This is a genomic window from Enterobacter cloacae complex sp. 394F7, assembly GCF_057320385.1.
The window spans coordinates 113457-127056 of record NZ_JBXWCS010000001.1; the positions used below are offsets into that span (position 1 = coordinate 113457).

Annotated in this window: 10 protein-coding genes; 8 read left to right on the forward strand and 2 right to left on the reverse strand. The window is 56.8% G+C overall.

What is annotated here, in order from left to right:
• Positions 1–169: 169 nt before the first annotated feature.
• Positions 170–1228 carry a LacI family DNA-binding transcriptional regulator gene (locus AC2FAK_RS00605; RefSeq protein WP_029882373.1) on the forward strand — a complete coding sequence of 353 codons (1059 nt, stop codon included), beginning with the start codon at positions 170–172 and terminating at the stop codon, positions 1226–1228.
• Here the strand turns inward: AC2FAK_RS00605 and msrA are convergent, their stop codons facing one another.
• The gene (gene msrA / locus AC2FAK_RS00610) at positions 1229–1870 is read right to left on the reverse strand and encodes a peptide-methionine (S)-S-oxide reductase MsrA (RefSeq protein ID WP_014830428.1); all 642 of its coding nucleotides are present in this window, start codon (positions 1868–1870) and stop codon (positions 1229–1231) included.
• 225 nt (positions 1871–2095) lie between these two features.
• Here msrA and tamA point away from each other — a divergent pair, with 225 nt between their 5' ends.
• Genes tamA through AC2FAK_RS00625 form a run of 3 tightly spaced genes read left to right on the forward strand, consistent with a single transcriptional unit; the run spans position 2096 to position 7949 of the window.
• Complete coding sequence (gene tamA, locus AC2FAK_RS00615; protein WP_013095333.1) at positions 2096–3829, forward strand: autotransporter assembly complex protein TamA; 1734 nt, start codon at positions 2096–2098, stop codon at positions 3827–3829.
• Positions 3826–7602: an autotransporter assembly complex protein TamB gene (gene tamB, locus AC2FAK_RS00620; protein WP_095455132.1), complete on the forward strand. Its 3777-nt coding sequence runs from the start codon at positions 3826–3828 to the stop codon at positions 7600–7602. Before tamA ends, tamB begins: the two co-directional genes overlap by 4 nt.
• 2 nt (positions 7603–7604) lie before the next feature.
• Positions 7605–7949 (forward strand): gamma-glutamylcyclotransferase family protein, encoded by a 345-nt coding sequence (locus tag AC2FAK_RS00625; protein ID WP_028027890.1) that lies wholly within the window; start codon positions 7605–7607, stop codon positions 7947–7949.
• Positions 7950–8077: 128 nt separating this feature from the next.
• On the opposite strand, the gene ppa is transcribed toward AC2FAK_RS00625, so the two are convergent.
• On the reverse strand, positions 8078–8608 hold the full coding sequence (gene ppa, locus AC2FAK_RS00630; protein WP_008501423.1) for an inorganic diphosphatase: 531 nt from the start codon (positions 8606–8608) through the stop codon (positions 8078–8080).
• 309 nt (positions 8609–8917) lie between these two features.
• On the opposite strand from ppa, the gene ytfQ reads away from it, so the two are divergent.
• From ytfQ to yjfF, 4 genes are all read left to right on the forward strand, one after another.
• Complete coding sequence (gene ytfQ, locus AC2FAK_RS00635) at positions 8918–9874, forward strand: galactofuranose ABC transporter substrate-binding protein YtfQ (RefSeq protein ID WP_014882271.1); 957 nt, start codon at positions 8918–8920, stop codon at positions 9872–9874.
• 131 nt (positions 9875–10005) lie between these two features.
• Positions 10006–11508: a galactofuranose ABC transporter, ATP-binding protein YtfR gene (gene ytfR / locus AC2FAK_RS00640; RefSeq protein WP_038418554.1), complete on the forward strand. Its 1503-nt coding sequence runs from the start codon at positions 10006–10008 to the stop codon at positions 11506–11508.
• Positions 11509–11518: 10 nt separating this feature from the next.
• The gene (gene ytfT, locus AC2FAK_RS00645; RefSeq protein WP_161799150.1) at positions 11519–12544 is read left to right on the forward strand and encodes a galactofuranose ABC transporter, ATP-binding protein YtfT; all 1026 of its coding nucleotides are present in this window, start codon (positions 11519–11521) and stop codon (positions 12542–12544) included.
• Positions 12531–13532, forward strand: a complete 1002-nt coding sequence (gene yjfF / locus AC2FAK_RS00650; RefSeq protein ID WP_047023167.1) for a galactofuranose ABC transporter, permease protein YjfF — start codon at positions 12531–12533, stop codon at positions 13530–13532. Before ytfT ends, yjfF begins: the two co-directional genes overlap by 14 nt.
• The last annotated feature ends 68 nt before the right edge of the window (positions 13533–13600 follow it).

The following is a 13600-nucleotide window of genomic DNA, read 5'->3' on the forward strand; positions in this document are numbered from 1 at the left end:
ATGAGGGATGACCGGAAAATAGGAAAGGGGAGCCGCAGCGACAATGTGTTTTTGTGAGAATACTCGCAAGCTGTTTAAGTAATCTCCAGGGTCTCTGAAATTTGGTTTTAAAATCAAAGCGCTGTTTCTGCAAATATTTGCAAAAACTGATTGAGAGCGAGGTCACACTATGCCGGGCAGGTTAAAAATGGAGGAGATTGCGACCCTGACGGGGTATTCCGTCAGCACGGTTTCGCGGGTATTAAGCGGCAAGTCTTATGCCAGCGATAAAGCCCGTGACGCGATCGTTCGCACCGCGCGCGAATTAGGTGTTCTGGAGGCAATGGCAAGCGGAAGGCTGTTAATTAACGGTATCGCTGTCTTTGCCCCGGAAAGAACTTTTCAGGGGCGTGGAGACATTTTTTATCTGGAAGTGACCAAAGGCATTGCTGAAGCGTGCGCCCCGCATAACGTGTGGGTCAGTTGCTGCGGATTAGAAGAGCAGCACGCCGACGTGAAATTGTTTATGGAAAAGGCCAGCCATAAGAATATCAACGCGATAATAATTATTGGGACTGATGATTCCACCATCTTTAAACTGGCGAGCACGCTGAATAAGCCCTGCGTATTGATTAACTCCGTTGATCGGGATCGGGTGCTGGACGCCGTGTCACCCGATCACCGGGCGATTGGTTTCACCGCCATGCAGTACCTTTTTGAGCAGGGGCACCGCCGAGTGCTCACGCTCACCTGCCTGCGGCGTGAGACGCTGTATGCGCGTCTGGACGGCATTAAAGAGGCGTACCGCCATTTTCACGTGGCCTTTGATCCCCAGCGTGATTTGCTGGTGACGGAGTGGTTTACGGCAGAGGAGGCCGAGCGGGCGCTGGATGCATGGCTGTTAAGTCATGACAGATCGCAGTGGCCAGAGGTGATTTTCCCGAACAGTACCAGCATGACGGAGGGAGTGATCAGGGCGTTAACGCGCCACGGGCTGCGCATTCCGGAAGACATTTCGCTCATTACGACCGATTTTGCATGGAATTTAGCGCACCGTCTGGAAAAACCGATCACAGGCGTCACGGTGCCCTGCCGTGAGCTGGGGATTGAGGCCGTACACCTGCTGCAAACGCGGCTCAACCGACCTCAGGCGCCGGTCTATAACCTGCTGTTGCAGGGCAAAGTCATGGATTACGGCTCAGTCAGTAATGCCACGCGCCACGCGGCTCGCGTGGCGCTGGATCAGTAATCAGGCAAGCTGCGGCGGCAGGCACACGCCGATGCCACCAATTCCGCAGTAGCCGTACGGATTTTTGTGCAGATACTGCTGGTGGTCGTCCTCGGCATAGTAGAACGGTTTCGCGGTGGTGATTTCCGTTGTCACCTCGCGCGTATCACCTGCGTCGCGCATGGCCTGCTGGAAACGCTCCTTACTGGCGAGTGCGGCGGCTTCCTGCTCAGGCGTGAGCGGATAAATCGCCGAACGATACTGGGTGCCATGGTCATTACCCTGACGCATACCCTGCGCCGGGTCGTGGTTTTCCCAGAATACCTGCAGTAGCTGTTCATAGCTGATGACGGACGGGTCGTATACCACGCGTACGGCTTCAGCATGGCCGGTCTCGCCGGAGCAGACTTCGCGGTAGGTGGGGTTTGGCGTATATCCGCCCGTGTAGCCCGCCGCGGTGCTGTAGACGCCAGGCAACTGCCAGTAGAGGCGTTCCACGCCCCAGAAGCAGCCCATGGCAAACAGGGCGATTTCCATGCCTTCAGGTACGTTGGTCATGGAATGGCCATTCACGGCATGTAAGGTTGCGACTGGCATAGGGGTGTTGCGTCCCGGTAATGCATCTGCTTGTGAAACCAGATGCTTTTTGTCGAATAAACTCACGATGGGGCCTCCCGGGGTGCGATGTTTCGGTTAAGGTTGTCACGAAGCGTTTAATTGAACACAATAAATGCGCTGAATGAGTCTAGATTTAATCATAAGAAATATTTGGGTGTTACACCCTTTTTCAACCCGAGAATTGGGTTTTTTGGCCAACAGGCCGTATTTTGCCGCGGAGCGGCACTTCATTTGCTTCCAGGGTGGAAACAGGGATATTCAGGAGAGAACGTGACAAAAATCCGCCAGTTATGTTTGGTCAGTGTCTTGCTGACAAGCGGGGTTGCCAGCGCGGCGAATGTCCGTTTGCAGGTTGAGGGGTTATCCGGGGCGCTGGAAAAAAACGTGCGTGCACAGCTGTCGACGATTGAAAGTGACGAAGTGACGCCGGACCGGCGTTTTCGTGCACGCGTGGATGACGCGATACGCGAAGGGCTAAAAGCCCTGGGATATTACGAACCCACCATCGATTTCGATCTCCGCCCACCGCCAAAAAAGGGGCGGCAGGTGCTTATTGCCCGCGTCTCGCCGGGTGAGCCGGTGCTGATAGGCGGCACCAATGTGGTGTTACGCGGCGGCGCGCGTACCGATCGCGATTATCTGGATCTGCTCAGTACGCGGCCTAAAATCGGTACCGTACTGAATCATGGTGATTACGACAGTTTCAAAAAATCACTGACGAGCGTCTCCTTACGCAAGGGCTACTTCGACAGCCAGTTCAATAAAAGCCAGTTGGGCATTGCGCTGGGCAGACGCCAGGCTTTCTGGGATATCGACTATGACAGCGGCGAACGCTACCGCTTTGGCGACGTGACGTTCGAAGGCTCGCAAATTCGTGAAGAGTACCTGCAAAACCTCGTGCCGTTCAAAAAGGGTGACTACTACCATTCACGCGATCTGGCCGAGCTGAACCGCCGCCTGTCGGCAACCGGGTGGTTTAATTCGGTGGTCGTTGCGCCGGAGTTTGAAAAGGCCCGCAAAACCAAGGTATTACCGCTGCACGGTGTGGTGTCGCCACGCACCGAAAACACCATTGAGACCGGGGCTGGCTATTCAACGGACGTGGGGCCGCGCGTGAGGGCGACCTGGAAAAAGCCGTGGATGAACTCGTACGGCCATAGCCTGACCACCAGTGCCAGTATCTCAGCCCCGGAGCAACAGCTCGACTTCAGCTACAAAATCCCGCTGCTGAAGAACCCGCTTGAGCAGTATTACCTGGTCCAGGGGGGCTTTAAGCGTACCGATCTGAACGATACCGAGTCGGATTCCACCACGCTTGCCGTATCCCGATTCTGGGATCTCTCCAGCGGCTGGCAGCGCGCCATTAACCTGCGCTGGAGTCTTGACCACTTTACCCAGGCCAACGTCACCAACACCACCATGCTGCTCTATCCGGGGGTGATGATCAGCCGTACCCGTTCGCGCGGCGGCCTGATGCCGACCTGGGGCGATTCCCAGCGTTACTCTATCGATTACTCCAACACCATGTGGGGTTCCGATGTGGATTTCTCGGTGATTCAGGCGCAAAACGTCTGGATCCGCACGCTGTATGACAAACACCGCTTTGTGATGCGCGGGAACCTCGGCTGGATTGAAACCGGCGACTTCGACAAAGTCCCGCCCGACCTGCGCTTCTTCGCCGGGGGCGACCGCAGTATCCGCGGCTACAAATACAAATCCATCGCGCCTAAAGATGATGACGGCAAGCTGATCGGGGCCTCCAAGCTGGCGACCGGCTCGCTGGAGTACCAGTACAACGTCAGCGGAAAATGGTGGGGCGCCATGTTTGTGGACGGCGGCGAAGCGGTGAGCGATATCCGCCGCAGTGATTTCAAAACCGGCGCGGGCGTGGGCGTGCGCTGGCAGTCGCCCGTCGGGCCCATCAAGCTCGATTTCGCTGTGCCGGTAGGTGACAAAGAAGAACACGGTTTACAGTTTTACATCGGTCTGGGGCCTGAATTATGAGTTTATGGAAGAAGATAAGCCTCGGAGTACTGATTTTTATCGTGCTGCTGCTCGGTACGGTGGCGTTTCTGGTGGGCACGACAACCGGCCTGCATCTGCTGTTTAACGCGGCGAACCGCTGGGTACCCGGGCTGGAAATCGGCCAGGTGACGGGCGGCTGGCGCGATCTACGTCTGAAGAATATTCGCTACGAGCAGCCTGGCGTTGCGGTCAACGCGGGCGAGTTTCACCTTGCCGTCAGGCTGGGTTGCCTGCGGGACAGTAAGCTCTGCGTCAACGACCTGTCGCTAAAAGATGTGAACGTGGCGATTGATTCGGAGAAAATGCCGAAATCAGCGCCGGTTGAAGAAGAGGACAGCGGCCCGCTGAATCTCTCGACGCCGTACCCGATTGCGCTTTATCGGGTGGCGCTGGACAACGTCAATGTCAAAATCGATGACACCACCGTATCGGTGATGGATTTCACCTCCGGCCTGCGCTGGCAGGAGAAAAACCTCACCCTGACGCCAACCACCCTGCAGGGATTGCTGATCGCGCTGCCGAAGGTGGCGGACGTGGCGCAAGAGGAGATCGTCGAGCCGAAGATCCAGAACCCACAGCCGGAAGAGAAACCGCTGGGTGAAACGCTGAAAGATCTGTTCTCGAAGCCCGTCCTGCCGGAGATGACGGATGTGCACCTGCCGCTGAACCTGAATATCGAAGCGTTCAAGGGCGAGCAGTTGCGTCTGACTGGCGACACCGATCTCACGGTCTATAACATGTTGCTGAAGGTCAGCAGCATCGACGGCAACATGAAGCTCGACGCGCTGGATATCGACACCAACCAGGGCTCTGTCAATGCCTCGGGTCATGCCCTGCTGCGTGACAACTGGCCGGTGGATATTACCCTGAACAGCGCGCTCAACATCGACCCGCTGAAAGGCGAAAAAGTGAAGGTTAAGGTGGGCGGCGCACTACGCGACAAGCTGGATGTCGGGGTGAATCTCTCCGGCCCGGTGGACATGGTCCTGCGCGCGCAAACCCAGCTGGCGGAAGCCGGACTGCCACTTAACCTTGAGGTGGTCAGCAAGCAGCTGTACTGGCCGTTCACCGGCGAAAAACAGTTCCAGGCCGATGACCTGAAGCTGAAGCTGAGCGGCAAGATGACCGATTACACGCTGTCGTTCCGTACCGCCGTGAAGGGCCAGGACGTGCCACCCGCCACGATCACGCTGGATGCAAAAGGGAATGAACAGCAGGTTAATCTCGACAAACTGACCGTTGCGGCGCTGGAAGGCAAAACTGAGCTGACCGCGCTGCTCGACTGGCAGCAGGCGATCAGCTGGCGTGGTGAGCTGAAGCTCTCGGGGATTAACACGGCGAAAGAGGTGCCGGACTGGCCGTCAAAACTGGACGGTCTTATCAAAACCCGCGGCAGCCTGTACGGCGGCACGTGGCAGATGGATGTCCCGGAAATCAAGCTCACCGGTAACGTGAAGCAGAACAAGGTTAACGTAGAAGGTTCGCTCAAAGGCAACAGCTACCTGCAGTGGGTGATCCCGGGTCTGCACGTGGCGCTGGGGCGTAACACGGCGGATATCAAAGGTGAACTGGGGGTGAAAGATCTGAACCTCGACGCCACTATCGATGCGCCGAATCTGGATAACGCCCTTCCGGGGCTTGGCGGCACGGCGAAGGGGCTGCTTAAGGTGCGCGGCACGGTGGATGCACCGCAGTTGCTGGCGGATCTCACGGCCAGTAACCTGCGCTGGCAGGAGCTGTCCATCGCCCGTGTGCGCGTTGATGGGGATGTGAAATCCACCGATCAGATCGGCGGTAACCTGAACCTGCGCGTGGAGCGCATTTCTCAGCCGGACGTGAACATTAATCTGGTGACCCTGGACGCCAAAGGCAACGAGAAGCAGCACGACCTCCAGCTGCGCGTGCAGGGCGAGCCGGTTTCCGGGCAGCTTCACCTGACGGGGAGCTTCGACCGCAAGGCGGAGCGCTGGAAAGGGACGCTCGACAATACCCGTTTCAACACCCCGGTAGGGCCACTGGTGCTGTCACGCGCTATTGCCCTGGACTACCGCAATGCCGAACAAAAGATCAGCATTGGCCCACACTGCTGGACCAACCCGAATGCGGAGCTGTGCGTGCCGCAGACCATCGACGCGGGAGCGGATGGGCGCGCACAGATCACCCTCAATCGTTTTGATCTGGCGATGTTAAAACCGTTCATGCCGGATACCACTCAGGCGAGCGGCGTCTTTAGCGGAAAGGCCGATGTGGCCTGGGACACCACCAAAGAGGGGCTGCCACAGGGCAGCGTGACGCTTTCTGGCCGCAACGTGAAGGTGACACAGGATGTCAACAACGCGCCGCTGCCGGTGGCGTTTGATACCCTGAACCTGAGCGCCGATCTGCACAACAACCGGGCCGAGCTGGGGTGGCTTATCCGCCTGACCAATAATGGCCAGTTCGACGGTAAGGTGCAGATTACCGACCCACAAGGGCGACGTAATCTGGGCGGGAACGTCTCTATTCGCAACTTCAACCTGGCGATGGTTAACCCGATTTTCTCGCGCGGTGAAAAAGCGGCGGGGATGCTCAACGCGAATCTGCGGCTGGCGGGCAACGCGCAAAGCCCGCAGCTGTTCGGCCAGATGCAGCTAAACGGTGTGGATATCGACGGCAACTTTATGCCGTTCGATATGCAGCCAAGCCAGATTACGATGAACTTCAATGGGATGAGCTCAACGCTGAACGGCTCGGTGCTGACCCAGCAGGGGCAAATCAACCTCAGCGGTGACGCCGACTGGAGCCAGCTTGATAACTGGCGCGCCCGTATCGCCGCGAAAGGCAGCAAGGTGAGGATCACCGTACCGCCGATGGTACGTCTGGATGTCTCGCCGGATATCGTCTTTGAAGCAACGCCGAGCCTCTTTACCCTCGACGGGAACGTGGACGTGCCGTGGGCGCGCATCGTGGTTCACGAGGTGCCGGAAAGCGCGGTGGGCGTCTCCAGTGATGAAGTGATGCTCGACGATAACCTCAAGCCGATTAATCAGCAAAGCGCGGGCATTCCGATCAACAGCAATCTTACCGTGCATGTGGGGAATAACGTTCGTCTGAACGCGTTTGGGCTGAAGGCACGCCTGACGGGTGACCTGAAAGTGGCGCAGGACAGACAGGGGCTTGGCCTGAACGGGCAGATCAACATTCCTGAAGGGCGCTTCCATGCTTATGGTCAGGATTTGATAGTGCGTAAAGGTGAACTGCTGTTCTCCGGTCCGCCGGATCAGCCGCTGCTCAACATTGAAGCGATTCGTAACCCGGAAGCGACAGAAAACGACGTGATTGCGGGCGTGCGTGTCACCGGTTCGGCCGACGAACCGAAGGCGGAGATCTTCTCCGACCCGGCGATGTCCCAGCAGGAAGCACTCTCTTACCTGCTGCGTGGTCAGGGCCTGGATAGCGGCCAAAGCGACAGTGCAGCGATGACCTCAATGTTAGTGGGTCTGGGGGTTGCACAAAGTGGTCAGGTTGTGGGTAAAATCGGTGAGACGTTCGGCGTAAGCAATCTGGCGCTGGACACCCAGGGCGTGGGTGACTCCTCGCAGGTGGTGGTCAGCGGCTATGTATTGCCGGGTCTGCAGGTAAAATATGGCGTGGGGATCTTTGACTCGCTGGCAACTCTCACGTTACGCTATCGCCTGATGCCTAAGCTATATCTGGAAGCAGTGTCCGGCGTAGACCAGGCACTTGATCTGCTCTATCAGTTTGAGTTTTAGCAATGCGAATATTTGTCTACGGCAGTTTACGAACCAAGCAAGGCAACAGTCACTGGATGACCAATGCCCTGTTGCTTGGGAATTACAATATCGAAAACTACCAGTTGTACAGCCTGGGCCACTATCCAGGCGCGGTTCCCGGCGAAGGAACAGTACACGGTGAAGTTTATCGTATTGATAACGCGACACTTGCCGAACTTGATGCCTTGCGCACCAGGGGCGGTGAATACGCGCGCCAGTTGATCCAGACGCCGTACGGAAGTGCGTGGATGTACGTCTACCAGCGTCCGGTCGAAGGGTTAACGCGGATTGTAAGCGGTAACTGGTTAGACAGAGACCAGTACTGAAAAAACAACGCCACCGTGAGGTGGCGTTGTTTTTTGTGCCTCTTGTCGGGGGCGTAGCGCACCCGGGAGAAACTCTCCAGCCACAAAAAAGCCCCGACCAGCGGGGCTTTATCGATGTGCGGTAAGAATTACTTCTTAGCAGCGCGTTCGAAAGAGGCGATGATTTCTGCTTTCGCCGCTTCTGCGTTGTCCCAGCCGTCAACTTTAACCCATTTGCCTTTTTCGAGGTCTTTGTAGTGCTCGAAGAAGTGAGTGATCTGCGCTTTCAGCAGTTCTGGCAGGTCGTTCACATCTTTGATGTGATCGTACTCTTTGCTCAGCTTGGTGTGCGGTACCGCAACCAGTTTCGCATCTTCGCCGGATTCGTCGGTCATTTTCAGCACGCCAACTGGGCGGCAGCGAATGACTGCGCCTGGCTGCAGTGGGTATGGCGTTGGAACCAGCACGTCAACCGGGTCACCGTCCAGAGACAGGGTGTGGTTGATGTAACCGTAGTTGCATGGATAGAACATCGCGGTAGACATGAAACGGTCTACAAACAGCGCACCGCTCTCTTTGTCCACTTCGTATTTGATAGGATCTGCGTTAGCCGGGATTTCGATAACAACGTAGATGTCTTCTGGCAGTTCTTTACCCGCAGGGACGTTGAGTAAGCTCATGTCTGTGTCCTTTAAAATGGATGGTAAACAAGTGGCAGGTATTATAGCCAACTGGCGCTGAATGTCTCCGCCTGTTTTCGTCTTCTCACCGCGTTCGTCTCACTTTTCAGACCGATTCCATGACAGAAAAATCCATAAACTCAGCCGCATTTTTCATGGAGAAATGAAAGCGATTACAAACTTGTGATTAACGTTTTATTCACTTTTCTGAAGTGTGATGTAACGCAATTCGTTACATATTTCATTGGCTATAGTCATTTCGCAGAACATCTTTTAACCAACAATAACTCACCCTACGAGGACGTTCATATGTGGAAGCGCTTACTTCTTGTCACAGCAGTTTCGGCAGCCATGTCGTCTATGGCGATGGCCGCACCTTTAACCGTAGGATTTTCGCAGGTCGGCTCTGAATCAGGCTGGCGTGCGGCAGAAACCAACGTTGCGAAAAGCGAGGCCCAGAAACGCGGCATCACGCTGAAGATCGCCGATGGTCAGCAAAAACAGGAAAACCAGATTAAAGCCGTGCGTTCGTTTATTGCGCAGGGTGTGGATGCCATCTTTATTGCGCCCGTTGTGGCCACCGGCTGGGAGCCGGTCCTGAAGGAAGCGAAAGATGCTGAGATCCCAGTCTTCCTGCTCGATCGTTCCATCGATGTAAAAGACAAATCTCTCTATATGACCACCGTGACCGCCAATAACGTTCTTGAAGGGCAATTAATTGGTGACTGGCTGGTGAAACAGGTGGATGGCAAGCCGTGTAACGTCGTTGAGCTGCAAGGTACGGTCGGCGCGAGCGTGGCCATCGACCGTAAGAAGGGGTTTGCTGAGGCCATCGCCAAAGCGCCAAACATTAAAATTATCCGTTCTCAGTCCGGCGACTTTACCCGCAGTAAAGGTAAAGAGGTCATGGAGAGCTTTATCAAGGCTGAAAACAACGGCAAGAACATCTGCATGGTTTACGCCCACAACGATGACATGGTGATCGGGGCGATTCAGGCCATTAAAGAAGCGGGCCTGAAACCGGGCAAAGATATCCTCACCGGCTCTATCGACGGCGTGCCAGACATCTACAAAGCGATGATCGACGGCGAAGCCAACGCCAGCGTGGAGCTCACGCCAAACATGGCCGGTCCGGCATTCGATGCGCTGGAGAAATTCAAGAAAGACGGCACGATGCCTGAGAAGGTGACGGTCACCAAATCCACTCTCTACCTGCCGGATACCGCGAAAGAAGAGTTAGAGAAGAAGAAAAATATGGGCTACTAAGCTCAGCCCCCTCACCCTAGCCCTCTCCCCGGAGGGGAGAGGGAAAAGGGCAGTTTGGGCAGAAAATTAAAGACTGGCACGAATAGTCCCCTCTCCCCTACGGGGAGAGGGTCAGGGTGAGGGGGAAAACCATGACCACTGAACAACACCAGGAAATCCTCCGCACAGAGGGCTTGAGTAAATTCTTCCCCGGCGTAAAAGCGCTGGATAACGTTGATTTTAGCCTGCGACGCGGCGAGATCATGGCGTTGCTGGGCGAGAACGGTGCGGGGAAATCGACGCTGATTAAAGCCCTGACCGGGGTTTATCACGCGGATCGCGGCACCATCTGGCTGGAAGGTAACGCCATATCACCCAAAAATACCGCCCATGCGCAGCAGCTGGGGATCGGGACGGTGTACCAGGAGGTGAACCTGCTGCCGAACATGTCGGTCGCGGATAACCTGTTTATTGGCCGGGAGCCACGACGCTTTGGCCTGCTGCGCCGCAAGGAGATGGAAGCGCGGGCGACAAAACTGATGGCGTCTTACGGCTTCTCTCTCGACGTACGCGAGCCGCTGAACCGTTTTTCCGTCGCCATGCAGCAGATTGTCGCCATTTGTCGCGCTATCGACCTCTCGGCAAAAGTGCTGATCCTTGATGAGCCCACCGCCAGCCTCGATACCCAGGAAGTGGAGATGCTCTTTACCCTGATGCGCCAGCTGCGCAATCAGGGCGTGAGCCTGATCTTCGTCACCCATTTCCTCGATCAGGTGTATGAGGTGAGCGATCGCATTACGGTACTGCGCAACGGCAGTTTTGTCGGCTGCCGCGACACCCGCGAGCTGCCGCAGATTGAACTGGTCAAAATGATGCTCGGCCGCGAGCTGGAGTCCAATGCGCTCCAGCGTGCCGGCCGTACGCTGCTGAGTGAGAAACCGGTCGCCGCGTTCAGTGATTTCGGCAAGAAAGGGGTGATCTCGCCGTTTAACCTGGAGGTGCGCCCCGGTGAAATTGTCGGTCTGGCGGGCCTGTTAGGCTCGGGCCGTACCGAAACCGCCGAGGTGATCTTCGGGATCAAGCCTGCAGACAGCGGCACCGCGCTGATCAAAGGTAAACCGCAAACCCTGCGCTCGCCACATCAGGCCTCCTGTCTGGGTGTGGGTTTCTGCCCGGAAGACAGAAAAACGGATGGCATTATTGCCGCCGCCTCGGTGCGGGAAAATATCATTCTGGCCTTACAGGCGCAGCGCGGCTGGCTGCGGCCGATCCCACGGAAAGAGCAAAACGCCATAGCCGAGCGCTTTATTCGCCAGCTCGGTATCCGTACCCCGAGCGCAGAACAGCCGATAGAGTTCCTCTCCGGGGGCAACCAGCAGAAGGTACTGCTTTCCCGCTGGCTGCTGACCAAACCTCAGTTCCTGATCCTCGATGAACCGACCCGCGGCATTGACGTGGGGGCGCACGCCGAAATTATCCGCCTTATTGAAACCCTGTGCGCGGACGGGCTGGCGCTGCTGGTCATCTCGTCTGAACTGGAGGAGCTGGTGGGCTATGCCGATCGCGTCATCATCATGCGCGATCGCAAGCAGGTGGCAGAGATCCCGCTGGATAAACTGTCCGTTCCGGCAATCATGAATGCCATCGCGGCGTAAGGAGTGAATCGTGATGTCTCGTTCGCTTTCGCAAACTGGCGAAACAAAACGCCGCTTCAACTGGCCGACCGGCACGCCGCAAATCGCCGCGCTGCTGGTGGTGTTGCTGGTCGATAGCCTGGTCGCACCGCATTTCTTCCAGATAATCGTGCAGGATGGCCGCCTGTTCGGCAGCCCGATCGATATTTTAAACCGCGCCGCGCCGGTGGCGCTGCTCGCCATTGGTATGACGCTGGTGATCGCCACCGGCGGGATCGACCTTTCTGTTGGCGCGGTGATGGCCATTGCCGGGGCGACGGCAGCATCAATGACCGTCGCCGGGCACAGCCTGCCGGTGGTGCTGCTGGCGGCGTTGGGCACCGGCGTGCTGGCCGGACTGTGGAACGGCATTCTGGTGGCGGTGCTCAAAATCCAGCCGTTTGTTGCCACGCTGATTTTGATGGTGGCCGGGCGCGGTGTCGCACAGCTCATCACCTCGGGGCAGATTGTTACCTTCAACTCGCCGAACCTGGCGTGGCTCGGGAGCGGCAAGCTGCTCTTCTTCCCCACGCCGGTGATCATTGCGCTGGTGACGCTGGTGGTGTTCTGGATCTTTACCCGCAAAACGGCGCTGGGCATGTTCATTGAAGCGGTCGGGATCAACATCCGGGCGGCACGCAACGCCGGGGTCAATACGCGGCTGATGGTGATGCTCACGTACGTATTGAGCGGCGTGTGTGCTGCCATCGCCGGGGTGATCGTCGCGGCAGATATTCGTGGGGCTGATGCCAACAACGCCGGGTTATGGCTGGAGCTGGATGCGATCCTGGCGGTGGTTATTGGCGGCGGATCGCTGATGGGCGGGCGCTTTAACCTGCTGCTCTCGGTAATTGGTGCGCTGATTATTCAGGGGATGAACACCGGGATCCTGCTTTCCGGGTTCCAGCCGGAACTCAACCAGGTGGTGAAAGCGGTGGTCGTACTCTGCGTGCTGATCGTCCAGTCACCGCGCTTTGTCAGCATCATTAAGGGGATCCGTGGCCATGATAAAACGTAATTTACCGTTAATGATCACGCTGGGCGTGTTTGTGCTGGGCTATCTCTACTGCCTGACCCAGTTCCCGGGGTTCGCCTCGACACGTGTGATTTGTAACATACTGACAGATAATGCCTTTTTAGGCATTATCGCGGTCGGTATGACCTTTGTGATCCTCTCCGGGGGGATTGATCTCTCCGTCGGATCGGTGATCGCCTTTACTGGTGTGTTTCTTGCCAAAGCGATCGGTTTCTGGGGCATCTCGCCGCTGGTGGCGTTTCCGCTGGTGCTGGTGATGGGCTGTGCGTTTGGTGCCTTTATGGGGCTTCTGATTGACGCGCTCAAGATCCCGGCCTTTATCATTACGCTTGCCGGGATGTTCTTCCTGCGCGGCGTGAGTTATCTGGTGTCTGAGGAGTCGATCCCGATCAACCATCCGGTGTACGACACGCTCTCCAGCCTGGCGTGGAAAATCCCCGGCGGGGGGCGCCTGAGCGCGATGGGGCTGCTGATGCTGGGCGTGGTGGTCGTTGGTATCTTCCTTGCCCATCGCACCCGGTTTGGTAATCAGGTCTACGCTATTGGCGGCAACGCGACCTCGGCCAACCTGATGGGGATCTCCACCCGTAGCACCACCATCCGCATCTATATGCTCTCCACCGGGCTGGCGACGCTGGCGGGGATTGTCTTCTCCATTTACACCCAGGCGGGTTACGCGCTGGCCGGGGTTGGCGTTGAACTGGATGCGATTGCCTCTGTGGTGATTGGCGGCACGCTGCTCAGCGGCGGGGTGGGGACGGTGCTGGGAACACTGTTTGGCGTGGCAATCCAAGGGCTGATCCAGACCTATATCAACTTTGACGGCACGCTCAGCTCCTGGTGGACGAAAATCGCCATTGGCATTTTATTGTTTATTTTTATTGCCCTGCAGCGCGGTCTGACGGTGCTCTGGGAGAACCGCCAGAGCTCGCCTGTTACCCGCGTGAACACATCAGTAACAGAGCGATAACATGCTGAATTTGCTTAAAGTCTAAACATTTTCCGGTAGTGGCCGATACTCTTTTTTTATGCCCAGAA